This window comes from Variovorax trehalosi, from assembly GCF_051216415.1.
Lineage (GTDB): Bacteria > Pseudomonadota > Gammaproteobacteria > Burkholderiales > Burkholderiaceae_C > Variovorax.
Map to the genome: position 1 here is coordinate 476,170 of NZ_JBPJZG010000005.1, position 21,470 is coordinate 497,639.

At 67.8% G+C, this 21,470-nt stretch carries 22 protein-coding genes and 1 tRNA gene; 8 read left to right on the top strand and 15 right to left on the bottom strand.

Annotated features, from left to right (window positions below; all coding sequences use genetic code 11):
• Positions 1 to 7: 7 nt before the first annotated feature.
• The 4 genes from ACSFA7_RS21075 to ACSFA7_RS21090 are packed head-to-tail and all read left to right on the top strand — an operon-like array spanning position 8 to position 3,208.
• Positions 8 to 1,351, top strand: a complete 1,344-nt coding sequence (locus tag ACSFA7_RS21075) for an aromatic ring-hydroxylating dioxygenase subunit alpha (protein WP_435501171.1) — start codon at positions 8 to 10, stop codon at positions 1,349 to 1,351.
• Positions 1,348 to 1,833 carry an aromatic-ring-hydroxylating dioxygenase subunit beta gene (locus tag ACSFA7_RS21080; RefSeq protein ID WP_435501172.1) on the top strand — a complete coding sequence of 162 codons (486 nt, stop codon included), beginning with the start codon at positions 1,348 to 1,350 and terminating at the stop codon, positions 1,831 to 1,833. Before ACSFA7_RS21075 ends, ACSFA7_RS21080 begins: the two co-directional genes overlap by 4 nt.
• Positions 1,830 to 2,423, top strand: a complete 594-nt coding sequence (locus tag ACSFA7_RS21085) for a cysteine hydrolase family protein (RefSeq protein ID WP_435501173.1) — start codon at positions 1,830 to 1,832, stop codon at positions 2,421 to 2,423. The genes ACSFA7_RS21080 and ACSFA7_RS21085 overlap by 4 nt, the downstream gene beginning before the upstream one ends.
• Positions 2,420 to 3,208, top strand: a complete 789-nt coding sequence (locus ACSFA7_RS21090) for an SDR family oxidoreductase (RefSeq protein ID WP_435501174.1) — start codon at positions 2,420 to 2,422, stop codon at positions 3,206 to 3,208. Before ACSFA7_RS21085 ends, ACSFA7_RS21090 begins: the two co-directional genes overlap by 4 nt.
• A 12-nt stretch (positions 3,209 to 3,220) precedes the next feature.
• On the opposite strand, the gene ACSFA7_RS21095 is transcribed toward ACSFA7_RS21090, so the two are convergent.
• Genes ACSFA7_RS21095 through ACSFA7_RS21105 form a run of 3 tightly spaced genes read right to left on the bottom strand, consistent with a single transcriptional unit; the run spans position 3,221 to position 6,876 of the window.
• On the bottom strand, positions 3,221 to 4,291 hold the full coding sequence (locus ACSFA7_RS21095) for an MBL fold metallo-hydrolase (protein WP_435501175.1): 1,071 nt from the start codon (positions 4,289 to 4,291) through the stop codon (positions 3,221 to 3,223).
• Positions 4,292 to 4,340: 49 nt separating this feature from the next.
• Complete coding sequence (locus ACSFA7_RS21100; RefSeq protein WP_435501176.1) at positions 4,341 to 5,867, bottom strand: amidase; 1,527 nt, start codon at positions 5,865 to 5,867, stop codon at positions 4,341 to 4,343.
• A gap of 16 nt (positions 5,868 to 5,883) precedes the next feature.
• A complete protein-coding gene (locus ACSFA7_RS21105; RefSeq protein WP_435501177.1) occupies positions 5,884 to 6,876 on the bottom strand; it encodes a Bug family tripartite tricarboxylate transporter substrate binding protein in 993 nt (330 codons plus the stop codon).
• Positions 6,877 to 7,005: 129 nt separating this feature from the next.
• On the opposite strand from ACSFA7_RS21105, the gene ACSFA7_RS21110 reads away from it, so the two are divergent.
• Entirely contained in the window at positions 7,006 to 7,920 is a 915-nt protein-coding gene (locus ACSFA7_RS21110; protein ID WP_435501178.1) for a LysR family transcriptional regulator, read from the top strand.
• Positions 7,921 to 7,928: 8 nt separating this feature from the next.
• Here the strand turns inward: ACSFA7_RS21110 and ACSFA7_RS21115 are convergent, their stop codons facing one another.
• Positions 7,929 to 8,822, bottom strand: coding sequence for a CsgG/HfaB family protein (locus ACSFA7_RS21115; RefSeq protein WP_435501179.1), 894 nt, complete (start codon positions 8,820 to 8,822; stop codon positions 7,929 to 7,931).
• 317 nt (positions 8,823 to 9,139) lie between these two features.
• Here ACSFA7_RS21115 and ACSFA7_RS21120 point away from each other — a divergent pair, with 317 nt between their 5' ends.
• On the top strand, positions 9,140 to 9,358 hold the full coding sequence (locus tag ACSFA7_RS21120) for a hypothetical protein (protein ID WP_257860230.1): 219 nt from the start codon (positions 9,140 to 9,142) through the stop codon (positions 9,356 to 9,358).
• Positions 9,359 to 9,376: 18 nt separating this feature from the next.
• On the opposite strand, the gene ACSFA7_RS21125 is transcribed toward ACSFA7_RS21120, so the two are convergent.
• From ACSFA7_RS21125 to ACSFA7_RS21165, 9 genes are all read right to left on the bottom strand, one after another.
• A complete protein-coding gene (locus ACSFA7_RS21125; RefSeq protein WP_435501180.1) occupies positions 9,377 to 10,036 on the bottom strand; it encodes a M23 family metallopeptidase in 660 nt (219 codons plus the stop codon).
• A 43-nt stretch (positions 10,037 to 10,079) separates the two neighbouring features.
• Positions 10,080 to 10,316: a hypothetical protein gene (locus tag ACSFA7_RS21130; protein WP_435501181.1), complete on the bottom strand. Its 237-nt coding sequence runs from the start codon at positions 10,314 to 10,316 to the stop codon at positions 10,080 to 10,082.
• A gap of 110 nt (positions 10,317 to 10,426) precedes the next feature.
• A complete protein-coding gene (locus ACSFA7_RS21135) occupies positions 10,427 to 10,672 on the bottom strand; it encodes a hypothetical protein (protein WP_435501182.1) in 246 nt (81 codons plus the stop codon).
• A gap of 118 nt (positions 10,673 to 10,790) precedes the next feature.
• Positions 10,791 to 10,866: transfer RNA gene (locus tag ACSFA7_RS21140), tRNA-Asn, on the bottom strand.
• Between the two features lie 83 nt (positions 10,867 to 10,949).
• A complete protein-coding gene (locus ACSFA7_RS21145; protein WP_435501183.1) occupies positions 10,950 to 13,112 on the bottom strand; it encodes a TonB-dependent siderophore receptor in 2,163 nt (720 codons plus the stop codon).
• 17 nt (positions 13,113 to 13,129) lie between these two features.
• Complete coding sequence (gene thiE, locus ACSFA7_RS21150; protein ID WP_435501184.1) at positions 13,130 to 14,065, bottom strand: thiamine phosphate synthase; 936 nt, start codon at positions 14,063 to 14,065, stop codon at positions 13,130 to 13,132.
• Positions 14,062 to 14,874 carry a thiazole synthase gene (locus ACSFA7_RS21155; RefSeq protein ID WP_435501185.1) on the bottom strand — a complete coding sequence of 271 codons (813 nt, stop codon included), beginning with the start codon at positions 14,872 to 14,874 and terminating at the stop codon, positions 14,062 to 14,064. The genes thiE and ACSFA7_RS21155 overlap by 4 nt, the downstream gene beginning before the upstream one ends.
• 23 nt (positions 14,875 to 14,897) lie before the next feature.
• Complete coding sequence (gene thiS / locus ACSFA7_RS21160; protein WP_206173657.1) at positions 14,898 to 15,101, bottom strand: sulfur carrier protein ThiS; 204 nt, start codon at positions 15,099 to 15,101, stop codon at positions 14,898 to 14,900.
• Positions 15,098 to 16,198, bottom strand: a complete 1,101-nt coding sequence (locus tag ACSFA7_RS21165) for an FAD-dependent oxidoreductase (RefSeq protein WP_435501186.1) — start codon at positions 16,196 to 16,198, stop codon at positions 15,098 to 15,100. Before ACSFA7_RS21165 ends, thiS begins: the two co-directional genes overlap by 4 nt.
• Positions 16,199 to 16,242: 44 nt before the next feature.
• Here ACSFA7_RS21165 and thiD point away from each other — a divergent pair, with 44 nt between their 5' ends.
• Positions 16,243 to 17,109: a bifunctional hydroxymethylpyrimidine kinase/phosphomethylpyrimidine kinase gene (thiD, locus tag ACSFA7_RS21170; RefSeq protein WP_435501187.1), complete on the top strand. Its 867-nt coding sequence runs from the start codon at positions 16,243 to 16,245 to the stop codon at positions 17,107 to 17,109.
• Here the strand turns inward: thiD and ACSFA7_RS21175 are convergent.
• Positions 17,054 to 18,388 (bottom strand): purine-cytosine permease family protein, encoded by a 1,335-nt coding sequence (locus ACSFA7_RS21175; protein ID WP_435501188.1) that lies wholly within the window; start codon positions 18,386 to 18,388, stop codon positions 17,054 to 17,056. The genes thiD and ACSFA7_RS21175 overlap by 56 nt on opposite strands.
• 320 nt (positions 18,389 to 18,708) lie before the next feature.
• On the opposite strand from ACSFA7_RS21175, the gene ACSFA7_RS21180 reads away from it, so the two are divergent.
• Entirely contained in the window at positions 18,709 to 20,673 is a 1,965-nt protein-coding gene (locus ACSFA7_RS21180) for an adenylate/guanylate cyclase domain-containing protein (protein ID WP_435501189.1), read from the top strand.
• Here the strand turns inward: ACSFA7_RS21180 and ACSFA7_RS21185 are convergent.
• A complete protein-coding gene (locus ACSFA7_RS21185) occupies positions 20,654 to 21,394 on the bottom strand; it encodes a TetR/AcrR family transcriptional regulator (RefSeq protein WP_435501190.1) in 741 nt (246 codons plus the stop codon). The genes ACSFA7_RS21180 and ACSFA7_RS21185 overlap by 20 nt on opposite strands.
• Positions 21,395 to 21,470 lie beyond the last annotated feature (76 nt).

Consider the following 21,470-nt stretch of genomic DNA (forward strand, 5'->3'; position numbering starts at 1 on the left):
CTACCCGATGAATTCCGTGATCCCCATCATCCCTGTCGCAGCGACAGACCCGATCGATATCCAGTCGCTCGTGCAGCCCGACCGCGTGCACAAGCGCGTCTACACCGACCCCGCCATCTTCGAGCTGGAGATGGACCGCGTCTTCGGCCAGGCCTGGCTGTACGTGGGCCACGAGAGCCAGGTGCCTAACGTCGGCGATTACTTCACCACGCGCCTGGGCCGCGAGCCCGTGGTCATGGTGCGCCACACCGACGGCGCAGTGAACGTGCTCTACAACCGCTGCCCGCACAAGGGCGCCAAGATCGTCCCCGACGGCAGCGGCAGCGCCGGCAAGTTCCTGCGGTGCCTCTATCACGGCTGGACTTTCAAGTGCGACGGCAGCCTCTTGTCGGTGCCGCTGCGCAGCGGCTACGAAGACACGGCGCTCGACCTCAAGAGCGGGTCGCACTCGGTGCGCAAGGTGGCCCGCGTGGCGAGCCACCGCGGCTTCGTGTTCGCGAGCCTTTCGGAAGAGGGCCCCGAGCTCGCCGACTTTCTCGGCGGCGTGGCCACGTCGCTCGACAACTTCTGCGACCGCGCGCCAGATGGCGAGGTGGAAGTGGCCGGCGGCGTGCAGCGCGTGATCCAGCGCAACAATTGGAAGATCTTCTTCGAGAACCTGCACGACACGATCCACGCGGTAGCCACGCACGAGTCGTCGTGGCGCGCAGCCAAGGAGGAGTTCGAGGCCATGCCCTCGGGCACGCCCAAGCCCTTCGAGGTGGTGATCGTCGACGGCAACGGCGAGCCGCTGGAGTTCTGGGAGAACCTGGAGCTCAAGGGCTACGACAACGGCCACGGCTTCATGGAGGGCATCTTCGTGCCGCCCACCGACCCGGTGAGCCTGGCCTACGTGGCGGCGCTCGAGGCCGGCCAGGGTGCGCAGCGCGCCGACGAGATATTGCGGGTGAACCGGCACAACACCATCGTCTACCCGAGCTGTTCGCCGCACACCTCATTCCAGCAGATCCGCGTGATCCGGCCGCTGTCGGTGGACCGCACGCTGGTGGAGATCTTCAGCTTCCGCCTGAAGGGGGCGCCCGAGGCAACCTTCCAGCGCACGCTGAAGTACACCAACATCGTCAACTCGCCCTCGTCGAACGTGATGCCCGACGACCTGGAGGCCTACAACCGCGTGCAGGAGGGGCTGACTTCCGACGGCGGCGACTGGGTCAGCATGCACCGCGCCGCCGGGCGCGACCAGCCGCTGCCGGGCGGGCGGGCCTCCAACGGCAACAGCGAGATGCCGTCGCGCAACATGTTCGCGGCATGGGCCTCGTACATGGGCGTGCCGGCCGGGAGCGGCAAATGAACTTCAACGACTGGCACGAGCAGCAGGCGATCACCCAGTTCCTGCACCACGAGGCGCGCCTGCTGGACGAGCACCGCTGGGACGAATGGCAGCGGCTCTTCACCTCCGATGGGCTCTACTGGGTGCCGCTGGTGCACGGGCAGGCCGACCACATCAATCACGCCTCGCTGTTCTGCGAGGACGCCTTGCTGCGCTCGATGCGGGCGCGGCGGCTCGACCAGGCGCGCGCCTATTCGCAGCAACCGCCCACGCGCACGGTGCATGTGGTGGGGAACATCGGGCTCGAATCGCGCGATAAAGAAAGCTGTGTCGTGCGCTCGACCTTCCTGCTCCTCGAATGGCGCAAGACCGAGCAGCGCACCTTCGGCGGCAGCGTGCTGCACACCCTGCAGCGCGAGGGCGACGGGTTCCTCATCCAGATGAAGCGCGTTGAGCTCGTCAATTGCGACGCGCCGCACGAAGCCCTGCAGGTGTTCATGTGAAGGCCGCGCTCCTGGCCATGCACTACCAGAACGACGTGCTGCACGTCGATGGCAAGGTGCGTGTGGGCGTGGCGGCCGACGATCCGGCGCGCCCGCTTCTCATCGCCTCGGCCGCGCGCCTGATCGCCGGCGCGCGGACGAACGGCGTGCCGGTGATCTTCGTGCGCATCGCGTTCGCGCCGGGGTACGCCGATTGCCTGCGCAACTGCACGCTGTTCCGGCGGGTGGCCGAAACGGGCGCGGTGCTCGACGGCGAGTGGGGCGCGGAGTTCTACGGAGAACTCGCGCCGCTGCCCGGCGAGGCCATCGTCACTCACAAGCGCAACAACCCGTTCTGGGCCAGCGGGCTGGAAGGCGCCGTGCGCAGCACCGGCGCATCGCGGCTCTATGTGGCGGGCATCGCGACCAACCATGTGGTTGAACACGGCGCGCGCCACGCGAGCGACCTGGGCTATGAGGTGGCGGTCGTCGCCGATGCCTGCAACACTGCGCAGGCGCACCTGCACGCAGCGAGCCTGGAAACATTGGCGATGCTCGCGGACGTGGTGCACGTCGATGAAGCGGTCGCACAGATGAAGGCCATGCCATGAGCTCGAATCTCGAAGGAAAAGTCGCCATCGTCACCGGCGCGGCGGCCATGCTCGGCAGCGCCATCGTTCGCGCTTTCGTGAAGGCCGGTGCGCAGGTGCTGGCGGTGGACATCGATGCCACACGCGGCGAGGCGCTGGCGGCCGAGCTGGGCCCGTGCTGCCGCTTCATCGCGTGCAACATCGCCTCGGACGCGGCGCTCGATGCGCTGGTGGCCGATGCGCTCGCCAGCGAGGGGCGCATCGACTTCCTCATCAACAACGCGGTGGTGTACGGCGACAACGGGCTGGAAGCCTCGCGCAGCGAATGGCTGCATGCGCTCGACGTCAACCTTGTCTCTGGCGCGCTGCTGGTGCACAAGACCGCCGATGCCCTGGCGGCGCAGGGTGGGGCGGTGGTGAACATGGGCAGCGTCGGGGGCAAGTTCGGCACGGCGGGCCGGGCGCTCTATCCGGCGGCCAAGGCGGCCATCCTGCAGCTCACGCGCAACCAAGCCGCGAGCCTGGCGCACCGGCGGGTGCGCGTGAACTCGGTGTCGCCCGGGTGGACCTGGTCGGATGCGCTCTCGCGCATGGCGGGCGGCGACCGCGCGTATGCGGACCGCATGGCGGCGCCGCTGCATCCGCTGGGCCGCGCGGGTGACGGCGACGACGTGGCGCAGGTGGTGCTGTTCCTGTGCTCGGACGCCGCGCGCTTCGTGACCGGCGCGGACATTCCGGTCGACGGCGGCTTCTCGATGCTGGGCCCTGATCAGGGGCGCTCGGCGCGCGACTGGTTCGGCGGTTAGGCGGTCAGGCGGTCAGGCGGCGAGTCGGTACCAGCCGATGCCGTCGTCGGCGATGTCGCACGCGACCTCGCCGCGGTGCAGCAGGTAATTGAGGCAGGCGAGGCTTTCACCTGTCGCCATGCCCAGCAACTGCACGTCAGACTCGGCGATGCTGCGCGCGAACAGGCTCGCGAACACATCGACCGCGCGCTTCGGCGTCTTCAGGGTGTTGCGCAACCGGTCGAGCGAGCGCTCCTGCCCTTGCTGGAGCCGGTCGATGCGTGCATGCAGGCCGCGGAAGCACTCGTTGTGCGAGGGCAGCACGAGCACGTCGTCGGGCACCTCGCGTTTGAGCTTCGCCAGCGACGAGAGCCAGTCGGCCATCGGGTCGGCGTCGGGCTCGATCGGCGAGACCGAAACGTTGGACGAGATGCGCGGCAGGATCTGGTCGCCCGAGATCAGCACCTTGAGGTCGGGGCAGTACAGGCACGCATGCTCGGGCGAATGGCCGTTGCCGGTGACGATGCGCCAGTCGTGCGCGCCGATGCGCAGCACCTCGCCGTCGCGCAGCCGCCGGAAGCTGTCGGGCAGCGGATGGATGTGCTTGCCGAAGTTGCCGAAGCGCGTGCGGTAGGTCTCGATGGCGGCATCGCTCCAGCCGGCGCGCCGGTAGAAGGCGATGGCGTCGTCGGGTGCTTCGCGGCCGGTGTCGGACACCATCACGCGGCACATGAGGTATTCGGAGCGGGTCATCCACAGTCGCACGCCGAACTTGCGCGTGAGCCAGCCGGCCATGCCGACGTGGTCGGGGTGCATGTGCGTCACGAAGACGCGGGTGAGGCCGCGGGTGTCCGGCGAGTTGGCGAAGAGTTCGCGCCAGACAGCCACCGTTTCCTCGGTGCGCACGCCGGTGTCCACCACGGCCCAGCCGGCACCGTCGTCCAGCGCCCACAGGTTGATGTGGTCGAGCGAGTAGGGCAGCGGCATGCGGATCCAGTGCACGCCCGCGGCGACCTCGATCGACTTGCCGCGCGGCGGGAGCCCCGCAAAGGGGTAGACGAGCTTGCCTTTTGCCGCTTCCGCCGTCTCTTCCAGACCATCCATCGTGTTCACCTCCAGAGGGAGGTCAATTGTGGCCGTTCTGCCGATGCTGTCAGACGGCGGCGACGATGGCTGCTTCGCGCGCGCCGCCGGACAGCACCGGCGGCGTCCGGACGATCGAGGTGAGCGAAGGTTCGGCAGGGCGCAGCAACGACAGGTCGGGCCGCGGGCGGCGAAGTTGCACATCGCGGGCGAACGCCATTTCCATGGCATGCGCCGCGCCCAGCACCTGGTGGTCGGCCCGGAAGCCGCCCACCACCTGCAGGCCGAACGGCATGCCCGCATGATCGACGCCGCAGGGCAGCGAGATCGCCGGATGCGTGGTCAGCGTGACGACATAGGTCAGCGCGAGCCAGCGGTAGTAGTTGGCCTGCTTCTCGCCGTTGATGGTGTCGGCGTAGGGCTGTGTCCACGGAAAGGGCGACACCGGCGTGGTCGGCGAGAGCACCAGGTCGTAGTCGGCGAAGGTGGACTGGAAGCGCTTGATGAGGCGGGTCTGCTCGGCCTGCGCCCAGGCGCTGTCGAGCAGGCTCATGCGCGCACCCATCTCGTAGTTTGCGCGAGGGTTCGGGCCCAGGCTGTCCGGGTCGCGCTCGTAGGCGGCGTGCATGCCCGCCACGAAGGCCTCGGCGCGCAGCACGTCGAAGCAGCGGTGGGCATCGCCCAGGTCGAAGCTCACTTCGTCGCAGCGCTGGAACAGGTGGCGCATCGAGCCGATCTTGCGGCGCATGGTGGCGCGGATGCTGTCGTTCACCGCGCAGGTGCCGAAGTCTTCGGTCCATGCAACGCGAAGCCGGCCGAGATCGACATCCAGCGGCTTGAGAAACGAGAGAGGGTCGAGCGGGTAGCTCAACGGGTCGCCGGCGTTCATGCCGGCCGATGCCGCGAGTTGCAGGCACGCATCTTCCACCGTGCGGCCCATCGGACCGACAACCGAAATCGGCGTCCAGCCCAGCGGCTTTCGCACGCTCGGCACGATGCCCGGCGACGGCCGAAAGCCCACCACGCCGCACTTGGCGGCCGGAATGCGCAGCGACCCGCCGGTGTCGGAGCCGGTGCACACGGGCAGCATGTCGCACGCGAGGGCCGCGGCCGATCCGCCCGAGGAGCCGCCGGCGTTCAGGTTCGGGTTGAAGGGGTTGCCGGTGGCACCCCAGACCTCGTTGCGCGAATTGGCGCCCGCGCCCATCTCGGGCACGTTGGTCTTGCCGGCCACGATGGCGCCCGCCTTGCGAAGACGGGCCACGAGTTCGATGTCTTCCTGCGGCACATGGTCGCGGTAGATCGGCGATCCCCAGGTGGTGAGCAGGCCCTCGGTGGGCTCCAGGTCCTTCACGCCCAGCGGGAGGCCGTGCAGCAGTCCGAGCGGATCGCCTTGCATCACCGCGTTTTCCGCGGCCGCGGCTTCGGTGCGCGCGCGGTCGAAGCAGGTCGCGGTCACTGCGTTGACGAAAGGGTTCACCTGCTCGATGCGTGCGATGCAGGCCTCGAGCAGTTCGACCGGCGAGATCGCCTTGCTGCCGATCAGGCGGCGCAGTTCAACGGCGGAGTGTTCGACGAGTTCGGTGGGTATGGGCATTGCAATGGTCGATGGATCAGTCGGCGGTGATGTTCGCGCGGGCAGCGACGGCCCGCATCACGGGCAGTTCCCGGTTGATCAGTTCGCTGGCCGCCGCTGCATTGCTGTAGACCGGCTCCAGCCCCTGGGCGCTCAGCTTGGCTCGCGTGTCCGGATCGGCCATGGTCGCGGCGAGCGCCTTCTCGAGCCGGGTCTTCGCATCGGCGGGCAGGCCGCGCGGTGCGGCGAGGATCAGCCAGGAGTCCATGTCGATGTCGGGATAGCCGCTCTCGGCCAGACTGGGGACGTCGGGCAGGAGGCTGGACCGCTTGGCCGTCGTCACTGCAATGGCCTTGATCTTGCCGCTCTTGAGTTGCGGGATGGCGGCGCTCACCGTGTCGACGCTGAACGCGACCTGCCCGCCCATGAGGTCCGTCATGGCCGGTGCGCTGCCCTTGTAGGGCACGTGCGTCATCTTCAGGCCGGCCGCATGCAGGATGGTTTCGCCGGCGAAATGCGAGGTCGTGCCGGTGCCGTAGGAGGCGTAGGAATACTTGCCCGGCGACGCCTTCACGTAGTCCACGAACTGTTTGACGGTCTTCACCGGCACCTCGCTGTTGGCCAGCAGGATGAGCGCGAGCCGCCCGGCGATGCCGATGGGCTCGAAACCCTTGACCGGGTCGTACGGCAGGTTGGGGCGTATCGCGGGGTTGACGGTGAAAGTGGTGCCCGAGCTCACGAGCAGCGTGTAGCCGTCCGGTGCCGCCTTGGAGACGTAGCTCGCGCCGATGATCGTTCCGGCTCCGGCGCGGTTCTCGATGACGACGGGCTGGCCCAGCTCCTTGCTCAGCCGCTGGCCGAGGATCCGGCCGTTCACGTCCGTCGCGCCACCCGGCGGAAAGGGAATCACGAGCGTGACCGGCCGCGATGGAAAACCCGGCTCCGCGGCAATGGCGGCGCGTGGTGCCAGCGGGGCAAGACCGAGGCAGGACATCAACGCGATGCCGGCCAGTGCGGGAAGGCTTTTCATGACGGGGGGCTCCTGAGAAATCCCATCGTAGGAGTGGGCCTCGGCTGCCACAAGCGCAATGTTTAGAATTGTGGATTGCTGAATCGGCAATCGACGTGGCCACTTGTCCGCGGCTGTTCGGAGGAATTCATGCGACTTCACGCGCTGCAGGAAACAGCGGTCCGGTACTTTCTCGAGGTCGTGAAGACGGGCTCGGTGAAGGATGCGGCGCTCAAGCTCAACGTCGCGCCCTCGGCAGTGAGCCGGCAGGTCGCGCGCCTGGAGCGCGAGCTGGACACGCTGCTGTTCGATCGCCATGCGCGCGGCATGGTGCCCAATGCGGCCGGCGAGTTGCTGGCCGCGCATGCCAAGCGTACGCAGCAGGACATCGAGCGCGTTGCGAGCGACATCGCCGGCCTGCGCGGCCTGCGCAGCGGGCATGTGCGGGTGGCGAGCACCGAGGGCTTCGCCTTCGACTTCCTCCCGACGCTGATCTCGCGGTTTCGCGCCAAATACGAGGGGATCCGCTTTCACCTGGAGGTCGGCTCACCGAACGAGATTCCCCGGCGGATTCGCGACGGTGAAGCGGATGTCGGCATGACCTTGAGCGGGCTGCCCGAGCCCGGCCTCAAGGTCGAACTGCGCCATCCCAGCCCCATCCTGGCAGTGATGGCCAAGGGCCATCCGCTGGCGGCGCAGCGGCAGTTGTCGTTGCGCCAGGTGGTGGGCTATCCGCTGGGCCTGCCGCAGGAGGACAGCTCCATCAGGCAGTTGCTCGACATCGGTTGCAGCAGGCAGGGGCTGCAGTACGTGCAGGCCATGTCCAGCAACCATGCGAATGCGCTGGTGAGCTTCGCGGCCGCGGGCGGCGGCAGCATTGCTTTCTATGGAGAGCTGTCGATCCGCACGCTGCTCAAGACCAAGGCGCTGGTCGCGATCCCCCTGAAGGACAGGGAGATGAACGAGCGCCATCTCGAGGTCCAGACACTGGCCGGCCGCTCGCTGCCCGATGCGGGCAAGGCGTTCGTGCAGTTCCTGACCGATGCCATCAGCGCAACGGCCTGATTTGCGATTTACTTGCGGCGGGGGCGTGCTGCGCCCGGCGCCGAGGTTTGCGACGGCGCGGCGCCGCCGTCCACGCCCAAGCGACCGCCACCGCCCAGACCCTGGCCGCGCACCGTCTGCGCCTTGTAGTTGCGCAGTGAACGAACCATCTGGTTGAAGGCGTCCATGAACGCGGCGGCAATCACCTTGCCCTGCGGCGTGCGCGTGTAGCCGCCGATGCCGCCCGCGGCGGAGAGGCCGCCCAGGCCGCCGAAGCCCGCGAAGTCGGTCTTGGAGGCGCTGCCTTCGGCGGCAGCCACCTGCACGCCCGAGCGGTTGTCGATGAGGGTCAGGAGCGCGCTGGCTTCCTTGGTCTGCAGGCTGGCGCCGATGCTGGCGATGGCGCGGCCGCGGCCGCCGCCCACCAGGCCGCCCAGCGCACCGCCGATACCGCCGGCGTCGTTGTTGCTGAACACGATCTCGGGCGACAGGCCGTAGTCGGAGGCCACCATCTGGCCGCGGCCGAAGTTGCTGCCGCCGCGCATTTCGCCCGACTGCATGAGCGCGCGCTCGCGCGTCATGGCGTTCATGCCGGCCGCGCCGCGCTCGACCACCACGAAGCAGTTCGATTGCTGCACCAGCAGGCGCAGCAGGTTCGCGGTGGGCGGGAGCTTGTATTCGCCGGTGAGCACGGTGTACCAGCCGGCGTTGACGTTCTCGATGAGCGAGACGGTGCCCAGCGGCGAATCGCAGCGCTCGAGCGCGCTGCTTTCACCGGAGGTGGCCGAGCCGGCGGCACTGCCGGTGGCCATGGTCTTGGCCGACTGGCTGCCCATTTGCATGTCGGTGGTCGCGCAGCCGGAGAGAGCCAGCGCGCCGGCAAGAACGCTTGCGCTTGCGAAAGAGAATTTGGAAGAAGCCATGTCCGGATCCAGAGAGATAAGAGTGAGGAGGCGCCCCAGGGGGAGACGCCACTCATCGGATACCGAAGTGGGACCGCATGGCCTGTGTGACCTCCCCCGATTCGTCGCGCCGCCAGCGACCGCGCGACGATACGACCTCAAGAATCGGCATGCCAGTGCCGAAAGTCATGGTCTGCGCGCAGCGAAGCGGGCGAGATTATTACCCAGTGCGGCCCCGTGGGCAGGCGGCAACAAGCGCCCCGGAACGGGCAGGGGGATGGCCTTCGGCGGGGCGCCGGGGCCGTTACAGTCGGGCCTTCATCACGAGGAGTTTTCAGATGGCAACCACCAAGAAGAATGTCGTTGGCGAAGCAGCAGCGGAACTGACCCGCCAGCAGGTCGCCCAGGCCCTGGCTATCGCCGGCGCCTCGAATTTCAGCGGCGCATCCGATCCGTCCTTTGTCGGCTCGATCCTGGTGGCTCTGGCCGTCAACACCAACTCCGTCAGCGCGACCATCGACAACGCGAAGGGCCGCACCCCCGTCGTGCAGCACTGATCGTCGGCGCGACCCGCCCTAGTCTGGCGAAGCGAAGTAGGGAACGGGATCGACCGCGTTGCCGTTCCTGCGCAACTCGAAGTGCAGCTTGACGCGATCGGCTTCGGTGCGTCCCATGTGGGCGATCACCTGGCCTCGCTTCACCGACTGCCCCTCCTTGACGAGCAGCTTGCTGTTGTGCGCGTAGGCGGTCACGAAGACCGCGTCGTGCTTGATCATGACGAGCTGGCCATAGCCACGCGGACCCACGGCCGAATACACGACCTTGCCATCGCGCGCGGCGATGACGGGATCGCCTTCCGAGCCCGCGAAGTCGACGCCCTTGCTGTTGCGGCCATTGAATCGCTGGATGACGGTGCCGTTCGACGGACGAAAGAAATTCCGCTCCGCCTTGGCTACGGGCGCGGACGGTGTGGACGATGCCGCAGATGCCGGCTCGCTGCTTCGCTGGCGGCGCTCCGGTGCGGGACGGGCGTCGTTGCGGGCAGCAGGTGCGGGCTTGGCGCTCGCGGACTTCTTCGGTGCGGGTGCGGGCGCCGGGGAGGGCTTGGAAGCGCAGCCGACGAGCAGAACGCTCAGCGTGCCCGAGGCGAGGGCCAGTGCGATCCGATGGGGGATGAGCGAGCGGGGCGTGGGGGGGGCGGGAAGTCCGGGTTCAGCTTGCGGCTTGAAATGCATGGTGAGAACTGTATTGGAATCCGCCGACCGTCCGACTGAGCAATCAGCTCCCGATGCGATGGTCCGCGACGGAATGCACGCGGTTGTGCTCGAGCGGCTCCTTCATGGCATCTCTGAGCTTTCGAAGCGTGTTGGTGAGGGCTTGCGGGCTGGTGCCGACTTCGCGGGCCGCGACGCCGGGGCGCACGCCGCCGACGAGAACCATGTATGCGGCATCGCGAGAGCGGGTTTCTCGCAACCGGGCACGCCTCGACAGCGTGTTGAATTCGCTTCGCGTCATCCTCGGTCCCTCCTTCTGGTTGGCAGGAGTCTGACCAGATTTCAGTGTCGAGGAATAGCCGTTTTTGGAAACTGCAGGTAAGAATTCTTCCCGTGGCCCGGCTTTGCCGATCAGCCCGGGGTCCGCACCGGCAGGAGACCGATGGGTGCCATGCGCGCAATGATCTCTGCCTGCATGAGCGCGAGGGAGTGGGCCGGAAGGAAGGTGGCCTGTACGGTCACTCCGGCCGATCCGGTGCTGCGGTTGACCGTGGAGGTCGTTATCGCGCCGGGGAGCATGAGCACCTTCTGGACCTGCAGCTGCTGCTCTTCGCTGCAAAAAGGCAGGCTGAATTCGTATCGACTCGTGTTGTTCATTGAGGACCTCGATTCGGTGGACGAGGTGCGAGTCTAGCTGCCCAAGAAAGCGCTCCCAAATGAAAATGCCCCGCTACCTTTTGAGTAGCGGGGCATCCAGTTGCCTTGCGGCTTGTAGTGGCTCCTCGACCTGGGCTCGAACCAGGGACCTACGGATTAACAGTCCGGCGCTCTACCAACTGAGCTATCGAGGAACAAGCCTCAGATTATAGCGTGGTTTTTTTGGCCTTCTCAAGCCTCCCGAACTTTTGCAGAAAAAACTTTCGCTCGTGCATCTTCACAGCGCGACGCTCAGGCCCAGACGCAGCGTGCGCGGTGCACCGGGGAACAGGTAGACATGCCCGAACTGGTAGGGCGATTCCTTCCAGTAGCGGCGATCGAACAGGTTGTCGACGGCCAGCGTCCAGCTCGTGTTCACGCCGCGCAGTTTCGTGTCGTAGCGCAGCATCGCATCGACGCGCGTCCACGAGGGCAGTGTGATCGACCCGTCGGCCAGCACGTTGCGACGTCCTTCGTGCGACAGCTGGCCCGCCACTTCAAGGCCTGGCACCGCGGGCACGCGATAAGCCGCCTGCGCGCGAAGCACTTGCTTGGGCACGTTGGTCGGCCACTGTCCGTTGCTCGCGGGTTCGACGGTGCTGCCGCGGCGCTTGGCGTCCATCAGCGTCACGCTGCCGCCGATGCGCCACGGGCCCTGCGTCCACTGCGCGCCGGCTTCGAGGCCTCGGTGCACGGCGCGGCCGTCGTACTTCGCTTCGCACGGCGTGATACCCAGACGGTTGCATGCATCGAGGTTGGTCATCGGACGCGAGATGTCGAACCACGCGAGCTGCCAGTTGAAAGTGTCGTTGCCGCCCTTGATGCCCAGTTCCCATTGGCGCGAACTCAGCGCGGGCAGCGCCTCGCCGGCGTTGCTGTACTGCGAGCTCTTGTTCGGCACGACCTGCGATTCGACACCCTTGCCCCAACTCGCATACGCGAGCAGCCCGGGCTGGATGGCATAGCTCGCCGCGATCCACGGCGTGGTGATGCCGTCCTTGTAGCTCGTGGGGCGCGAGCCGTCGGTGCGAACGCTGCTGCGGTCCAGCCGCGTGTGGCGCACGCCGACCCATGTCGTGAAGCGGTCACTCCAGCGGATCGCGTCCTGCACCGACAGTTCGGTCGAGCGTTCGTCGCGGTTCGTGTTGACGTCGGTGAGCGTCGGGTCGGCCGGCACCACGGCAGTCGCCCAGATGTTGCCCGTGCCCACATAGTTGTAAGCCTGATCCTGGAACCGGTTGCGCACGCGGCTTTGCAAGAGGCCAAAGCCCAGCTCGTGCCGCACGCTGCCGGTCATCACGTTGCCCTTCAGGTTCAGGCTGCCCGCGGTCTGCGTGCGGCGTTCGTTCTCGCTGCGGAAGTCGTAGACGTCGAAGGTGCCGTCAGAGCAGTAGCGGTCGTAGTTGCCTTCGGCGCCGCAGCCGAAGGCGTAGGCCAGGCGGTCGTCGGTCTTCAGGCGCTGCTGGCCGATCTGCGCGCTCCAGCGCCAGTCGGCGTTCAGCGCCTGGCTGAAGCGCACGGTGCCCGTGAGCGCCTTGAACACCGAGGGCTGCGACCACGGCTGGTTGTTGAGGTTGATGCGCGGGTCGACCGGCGCGGGCAGCACGCTGCCCAGGAGGCTGTAGCCGTTCTGGCTCGGCTGCGTCTTGCGACTTTGCTCGACCTCGAACTCCAGCACCGAGTCGCGCGTGATGCGCCAGTCGGCCGCAAGCGAGAACATGTTGCGGTTGCCATCGAGGTTGTGCACGAGCGGCTTCAGGTTTTCGCTCGCCATGTTGAGCCGGTAGCCGAACTGTCGGTTCTCGCCGAAACGGCCGCCCAGGTCGAGCGCGCCGAGCACGCTGCCACGGCTGGTGGTCTCGATGCGCACCGTGCGCAGGTCCTGCTCGGTGGGGCGCTTGACGACGTAGTTGACGAGCCCACCCGGGGCGCTGGTGCCGGCCTGGATGCCGCTGGTGCCGCGCAGGATCTCGACGCGCTCCTTGTTGTCGAGAGGGATCGAGGTCTCGGCGCTGATCGGCAGGCCTTCGCGCCGGTAGTTGAAGCGGTTGTCGAGCACGAAGCCGCGCACGGTCAGGTAGTCCCAGTAGCCGGCGGAGTTGTAGGCATCGGTCACCGACGAGTCGAACTGCGTCAGGTCGGCGAGCCGGCGCGCGCCGCTGGCATTCAGCTGCTTGCTGTCGATCACCGTGGCCGAGAGCGGCAGCTCGCGCAGGGGCACGTCGCCGAAGCCGCTGACGTCAGCCTGCGGCGCAGCCGCGCCTTCATTGACGACGACTTCGCGCAGCGTTGTCTGCTGCGCGTGTGTGCTGCAGGCGGCCGCGAACAGCACGGCAGCGACCGCGTACGAGATGGGCGAGAGCGTCAGGGCCAGGGAATGTGGAAAGCGTCGTTGAGTCATTGAGGGAAGGGATGTGTTCAGTTGCCGATGACGGCGCCCATGGCCGTCATCCATTGCGCGGCTGTGGCCTCGGGATCGGTGGCCGTCACCAGCGCGCGCACCACCGCGACCGAGCCCACGCCGGTGGCGAGCACCTCCGGCAGTCGCTCGGCATCGATGCCGCCGATGCCCACTTGCGGATAGCCGCGCAGCAGGCGCGCATACGCCGCGAGCCGGGCCACGCCTTGCGGCGCGGTCGCCATCTTCTTGAGCGTGGTCGGGTAGACCGCACCCATCGCGATGTAGCTCGGGCTCACCGCATCGGCGCGCACCATCTCGGCATAGCCGTGCGTGCTGACGCCCAGGCGCAGGCCGGAGGCGCGCAGCTGCTGCAGTTCCTCCGGCGACAGGGCATCGAGGTCTTCCTGGCCAAGGTGGATGCCATAGGCGCCTGCGGCGATGGCGACCTGCCAGTGGTCGTTGATGAAGAGCAGGGCGCCCGTGGCCTGCACGGCCTCGACGGCCGCTTGCACTTCGCGCTCGACAGCCTCGGCATCGTCGGACTTGAAGCGCAGTTGCACCGTCGGCACGCCGGCACGCGCCATGCGGCCGACCCATGCCGCATCGGGCAGCACGGCGTAGAGGCCGAGCCGCTCGGGGCAGGGCAGGAAGGCGTCGTCGCGCGACGCCGGCGGAAACGAACGCATGCCGAAGTCGGCGGGCGCATCGGGCCATCGGGCGCCGTCGAAATGGCCGATGCGTTCGGTCTGTGCATGCCAGGCGAGCGCGAGGCATTCGGCATCGACCTCGATGAAGCCGAGTGCGGTGCAGGCCTGCTTGGCGCCGCGATAGACCGCTTCGTCCGACGAGAAAGTGGTGGCACCCACGGTCGATGCGGTGATGGCGCCGAATCGCAGCCCGTGGGCCGCGACGATGGCGTGGGCGATGGAACGGGCGTCGGTCATGTGGCTCATGCGGTGTGGTGCCAGAAGGGCGTGCCGAGCACCGGTGTGCTGGGCTGTGCGGAGTCCTGCGCGGCCATCGCGCCGGCGCGGTGAGCGGTGCGGCCTGCCTGCACCGCATCGGCGAAGGCGCCGGCCATCGCAACGGGGTCCTGCGCGAGCGCAACGGCGGTGTTGAGCAGCACGCCGTCGTAGCCCCACTCCATCACCTGGCAGGCGTGCGAAGGAAGGCCCAGGCCCGCATCGACCAGCATCGGCACCTTGAGCCGCTCGCGCAGCACCTGCAGCGCATACGGATTGACGGGACCACGGCCGCTGCCGATGGGCGCGGCCCACGGCATCACGGCCTGGCAGCCCACATCGACCAATCGCTGGCACACCACAAGGTCCTCGGTGCAATAGGGCAGTACCTTGAAGCCGTCGCGGATCAGCTGCGAGGCGGCGTCGACGAGGTTCAGCGTGTCGGGCTGCAGCGTGTAGTCGTCGCCGATCAATTCGAGCTTGATCCAGGGCGTGTCGAACAGCTCGCGCGCCATCTGCGCGGTGGCGATCACCTCCTGCACGCTGTGGCAGCCGGCCGTATTGGGCAGCACGGGCACCGCCAGCTTGCGCAGCAGCGCCCAGAAGCCGTTGCTCGTGTCGTTGCCGCCGGAGCCTTGGTTGGCGGTCTGGCGGCGCAGCGATGCGGTGAGCATCGCGGGCTTCGCGCGCTTCACGGCCGCTTCGAGCAGGTCGGGCGAGGGGTAGCGCGCGGTGCCGAGCAGCAGGCGGCTCTGAAAGGTTTCTCCGTAGAGAACCAGCGGGTCGTTCGGGGTGGTCATGGGTGTCGTCTCCATCTCTTTTTTCAGCCGCCCGTCACGGGGCGGATCACTTCGATGCGATCGTCGGGCTGCAGTGCGCGCGCGGCGTAGGCGGAGCGCGGCACGAACTCGCGGTTCACCGCCACCGCGAACGGCGGCACGGCCTCCAGCGCGGTGAGCGCGTCGGTGAGCGTGGCGCTGTCGGGCAGCGTGAAGGGCTTGTCGTTGATCAGGATGTTCATCGTCATGCGTCGTCGGATGTCGGGGTGTCCATGCCGAAGCCGTGTGCCAGCGTGCTGTGGCCGTGCACGAGCAGCTCCATCGCCGCATCGAGCAGCGCTGGCGCGATCATGAAGCCGTGGCGGTAGAGACCGTTGATCTGCAGCACGCGCGGCTGCGGCCGGCGGATGGCGGGCAGGTTGTCGGGCAGCGTGGGGCGGCACTGCGTGGCGATCTCCACGATGCGCGCTTCGGCGAAACCGCTGTGCACCGCATAGGCTGCACTCAGCAGTTCGAGCGTGGAGCGCACGCTGGCGGGCGACATGTCGTCGGACTCGATCTCGGTCGCGCCGATCACGAACAGGTGGTCGGGCTTAGGCGCGATGTAGAGCGGATAGCGCGGATGCACCAGCCGTGTCGGGCGCTGCAGTGTGACCTCGGGCGCATGCACGCGGATCACTTCGCCGCGCACGCCGCGCAATGCACGCCATTGCGGACGGGCACCGAGGCCGCGGCAATCGATCACCCAGTCGGGCCGGCCGGTTGTGCCGGGTGCGAAGTCCTCCGGCACATGCGGCGATTGCCAGTGCAGCGTGACGTTCACGTTGGCCTGCAGCGTGGTGAGGAGCGAAGCGAGCAGTGCGCGGTTGTCGAGTTGGCCTTCGCCCGGAAGGAACAGCCCCTTGGCGAAGCGCTGGCCGAGCGACGGCTCCAGCGCGGCGATGCCTGCACCGTCGAGTGCTTGCATCGGCGCCAGCTCGGGCACCTGCGTGCCGGTGTGGGCGAGCACGCGTTCGAGCCGCGCGGCCTCGGTGGCGTCCTGCCGGTGCCACAGCACCAGCGTGCCTTCGCGCTGGAAGAACACGGGTTGTGCCAGCGGTGCGAGCAATTCGGGCCAGCGCGACAGCGCGTAGTGCCCCATGCGCACGACCGACACGGGCGCCACCGCCGATTCGGCCAGCGGCGCGAGCATCGCTGCCGCGACGCGGGCTGCCGCGCCTTCGGCTTCGGGGCTGCCGGCTTCGTAAAGCGCAACCTTGCAGCCTGCCTGCGCGAGCGTGACCGCCATCAGTCGACCCATGAGGCCCGCACCGATGATCGCGGCCGATTGCAACGGAACGCTCATGCAGATGCTCCCGCGGCCTTCATGGGTCGCCGATAATTTTCAGCATGACCCAAGGACCTTCCTCCGCGCTGCAAGCGCCCCTGCGCTATGCACGCGTGCTCTCCATCGCAGGCTCCGACAGCGGCGGCGGCGCCGGCATTCAGGCCGATCTCAAGACCTTCGCGGCCCTCGGCTGCTACGGCATGACGGCCATCACCGCGCTCACCGCGCAGAACACGCGCGGCGTCTCGGGTATCCATGGCGTGCCGCCCGCTTTTCTCAAGGCGCAGATCCAGGCGGTGGTGGAAGACATCGGCGTCGATGCCGTCAAGCTCGGCATGCTGCATGCGCCCGAGGTGGTCGATGTCGTGGCCTGGGCCATCGATCACTACAAGTTGCCGAACGTGGTGCTCGATCCGGTGATGGTCGCCACCAGCGGCGATCGCCTGATCGCTTCGGAAACCGTGCAGGTGCTGGTGCGCGAACTGTTCCCGCGTGCCGTGGTGGTCACGCCCAATCTCGACGAAGCGGCGCTGCTGATCGGCCATGCCATCGACGGCATCGGCGCGCTCGACGGCGCGGCCGACGAACTGCTGGCGCTCGGCGCCAAGGCCGCGCTGCTCAAGGGCGGCCATCTGCCCGGCAATGAAGTGGTCGATGTGCTGTTGCAGGCCGATGGCACGCGCAAGCGCCTGGCCTCGCAGCGCATCGCGAGCCGCAACCTGCACGGCACGGGCTGCACGCTGTCGTCCGCCATTGCGGCGCACCTGGCATTGGGGCTGAAGCTGCCCGAGGCCGTCGAGCGCGCACGCGCGTACATCCTCGGCGCGATGGCGGCCGGTGCGGATGTGCAGGTCGGCGCGGGCCACGGTCCGCTCAACCACGGCTTTGCGCCAGTGCCGATGCATCGGCTGCAGGCGACGGCCGGCTGATCCAGGCCAGCACGAAAGTCGCGGCCAGCGTCGGCAGGGCCGAGCCGAACTGCGGCGCCCACTTGGCGAGCGCATGGTAGGCCGCGATGCCCGCGATCCAGATCAGCGCCGCGGCCCAGTCGATCTGGCGCGTGCCGACGGATGCCACGGTCCTTCCGCTGCCGAGCCGTCCGAGGATCACGCCGTAGAGCGGCACGAACACCGAGCTCAACAGCAGCAGGAAAGGTTCGAGCGTGTGCATCGGCAGTACCAGCGCGAGCCCGATGCACAGCGCGGCCAGCAGCAGGCCCCAGCGCTTCACGCTCCAGCGCGGCAAGAGGCTGTGCGTGGAGACCGAGCCCGAATAGACATCGCCATATGCGTTGTCGAGCTCGTCGATCAGGATGAGGCCCAGCGCCACCAGCCCGCCCTGCGCGAGCAGCAGCGCGGTGACCAGGCCCGTGCCCGGCTCGGCCACGCTCACCACCATCACGCCGAGCGCATAGCACCAGATGTTGGCGAGCGCATAACCGATCCAGGTGCCGCTGAAGGCGCTGCCGAGGCCACCCGCGCTGCGCTTGCCATGGCGCGCATAGTCGGCCACCAGCGGCAGCCACGACACCGGCATCGCGATCACCAGGTCGAGCGCGCCAAACATGCCCATGCTGCCGTCGCCGGGGCGTGCCCAGAAGGCGTCCAGGCCCTTGGCCTGCAGCCGCGTCGCGAACTGCCAGGTCAGCCAGAGCAGGGAGATCACCACCAGCGGCAGCCCGAAGCGGCTCACGAAGCGCCGCACCAGCTTGACCATCGAGCCCGCGAGCAGTGCCAGCAGGACCGCGCCCCAGAGCAAGGTGGTGAAGACGCCGCCCCAGAACGTGCCCAGCGAAGCGCCGAAGGCGACCTGCCCGATGGCCTGCGTGCCTTCCCGCATGATCACCAGCTCGAAGGTGGTCCAGCCCACCAGCTGCACGATGTTGAGCAGCACCGGCAACCGCGCGAAGGCGCTGCCGTAGGTGGCGTGCATGAGGCCCGCGCTCGCGAGGCCGGTTTCGCAGCCGAGCCGCGCGGTCCAGGCAAGGAGGCCGGCGCCGATGACGGAGCCCAGCGCAATCGCCAGCGCCGCATCGCGCGTGCCCACGGCCGGCACGAGGTACGCGCCGATCTGCATCACCAGCAGCCCGACGCCCAGGCTGAACCAGAGCGATGCGTGGTCAGTCCAGCCGAACACGCGGCGGGACGCGGGCAAGGGCGTCAGCGCCTCGTTGCCGGAGGAAATTCCGTTGTCGTCGTCGTGTGCCATCCGTTTGCTCCAGTGCAAAAGGTTTGGCAGGTGGGCGAGGCTCCAGCAGCGCTGCCGCCACGCGAGACAACGTGACAGGCCGCCGGACCAGCTTCCCTGCGCGAGGATTACCTCAGTCAGGTTCAAAGGGACTCTCTCAGTCAGCCCCGGAACGAATTCCGGTTCGACACCCCTAGCGATGCGCCCCGGCAAGCCGAAGCGCGGGGCGGATTTTATCCCCTGCCGGAAAAGCACACGCCCATGGAAACCCAGGCCACGCGCAGGGCGGAGGAAAATCGCCGCCACAAGCGCATTCGAATGCGCAGGAGGACCCCCCGCACATGACAGACGACTTCACGCAGCAGCCGGGCCCGGCGCAGGCCCCGCACGCGACTTCTTCTTCACCCCGCGCACGCCTGCGCCGCTTCCGGGTCGATGTCGGCACCATCATCTGCGCGGTCGCGCTGCTCCAGTCGCTGCTGCTGGTGGCCTTCGGCTACTGGGGCGCGGAGCAGCTGGTTTCCAAGGTCGGCGAGTCGGCACACAAGGTCAACCACGACCGCGTGGAGGACAACGTGCTCGCCTTCCTCGCCAAGACCGAGGCGCTGGTGCGTGCCATCGCGCACACGCCCAGTCTGCATCCGGCGGGCCACGACGGCGACCGGACCGCCGAGCTGCTCTGGGCTGCGCTGGAGCAGACGCCCGAGCTCGACAGCGTCGGCGTGGCCAGCGACGACGGACACTTGCTGATGGCGCTGCGCTATCCGGAGGCGGCGGTGCGGCAGGTGCTGCGCGATGCAGACTTCAGTACCGAGACCTGGGAATACAAGCAGTCACCGGACGCCGATGGCGATGGCGACGACGACCCGCGGCAGCGCTACGCCACGAGCCGCATCGAGGCCTTTCGCAGCGACGACGACCCGGTGCACGAAGAATGGTTTGAGCAGGCCTTGAAGGCGCAGCACGCGCTCTGGACTGCACCTTTCGTGCTCGGCTCCGCCAAGGAGCTCGGCGTCGGGCATGCGCGGCCGAGCCTGCGGCGCGACGACGAAGGCGTGCTGCAGACGCTCGTGGTGGTGGGCAGCGTGTCTCTTGGGCATCTCTCCAGCCTCGTGCGGGTGTTCGGTGGCACGGGCCATGGCCACAGCGCCTTGCTGAGCGCTGATCACCATGTGATTGCGCGCAGCGACAACCCCCACGTCGTCCGCGTGCTGGAAGATCCCGACGACGGCCTGCTCGGTGCGCTGCACGCCCACATGCTGGCCAACGGCAGCCGGGGCTGGACCGAAGACATGGCCTTCACCCTCGATCACGGCGGGGCGCGCTACCAGGTGCAGACATCGCACATTCCGTCCACCGGCTGGCGGCTTGTCAGCTGGGAGCCCGAAGACGCGCTGCTCGGCGGGCTGCACCGGAACGTGCTCTTGTCACTGTTGTTGGCACTGAGCTTCCTGGCCGTGGCGCTGTTCATTTCGCTGCGGTTGTCGAAGCTGGTGACCGCGCCGATCGAGAGCCTCTCGCGCACGGCGCGCCGCATCGGGCGGCTGGAGCTGGACGACCTGCCGCGCGAACCGAGCCGGGTGCTCGAGATCCAGAACCTGAGCCAGGCGCTGGACGATTCGGCGCGCAGCCTGCAGGCCTTCAGCAAGTTCGTGCCGGTGGACGTGATCAAGCAACTCGTCGCCGAAGGCCATGCGCTCGTGCCCAACGGCTCGCCGCGCCGCGTGACCGCGATGTTCACCGACGTGGAAGGCTTCACCAGCATCTCGGAATCGATGGGGGCCGACGTTCTGATGCGCCAGCTGACCGAGTACTTCAACCTCGCCACGCGCGTGTTCGCGCGGCATGGCGGCGTGGTCGACAAGTTCATGGGCGACGGGATCATGGTGCTCTGGGGGGCGCCGGCGGACCTGCCGGATGCGGAGTACCAGGCCTGCATCGCCTCGCTCGAACTGCATGAAGAGATGAAGGCGCTCAACCGCAAGTGGCAGGAGGAAGGGCTCCAGGCGTTCCGCACGCGCATCGGCATCCACACCGGTGTCGTGATCGCGGGCGTGCTCGGTTCGAGCGACCGGCTGTCCTACACCGCGCTGGGCGATGTGATCAACGTGGCGAGCCGCATCGAGGGCACGAACAAGCTGCTGGGCACGCGCACGTTGATCTCGGAAGCGACATTCGCGGGGCTGGGCGGGCGACTCTCCACACGGCGGATCGAGGAGCTGACGGAACTGCGCGGCCGGCAGACGCGCATGGTGCTGTACGAGTTGCTGGACCCGCCAGACCCCGCTACTGCTGCGAACCCTTGACCCTGCGCGCGAACGCCTCCAGCCCATCGACGGTGATCTGGATGTGCCGCTCGAAGCTGCTGTCCAGCGGCACCGTGGTGCCGTTGTCCCAGCGCACGATGAAGGCGTTGTTGGCGAGCAGCGGCAGGTTGCGCGCGAGCACCGGATGGTCGAGCGGGCGGATGGTGTGGACCCGTTCGCGCAGCTCCTCGGCCCAGGCCTGGGTGTTGTCGGCGGGCAGGGGCGAGAACTCCATCGTGAGAAAGCCCAGCATCGCAGCGATCACGCAGTTGTAGGCCTCCAGCAGCGCTTGGCCTTCGAAGCCGGCCTCCGTCAGCGCCTCCAGCACGCCTTCGACCAGTTCGGTCGGCAGGCTGGCGTTGGACACCAACTGCGCGCCCAGCAGCTGCGCCACGTTCGGATGACGACGCACCGCGGTGCGGCAGCGGCGGAACAGTTCGGCGATCCATTCCTGCCAGAGTAATTCAGTCGGCGGGGTGACCTCTGCCATCACCGTGGCGGCAACCTCGGCGAGCAGCGCTTCGCGCGTGCTGACGTGCCAGTGCACCGTGGCCGGATACACGCCAAGCTGCGTCGCAATCTCCCGCATGCTGAAGGCACCCAGGCCGAACGCGTCGATGTGCGCGAGCGCGGCTTCGGCGATGAGTCGCTTCGAGAGCGCGCCGCCGCCGGTGGGGCGGCCGGCGGTCTTGGATTTGGGCTCGGGGGCGGTCTTTTTCATGGAGGAAATGGCGTTGTGCGGCGGGCGAATTGATTGTATAAATATTATTAATTGAGCAGCGATCAATTAATCGCGA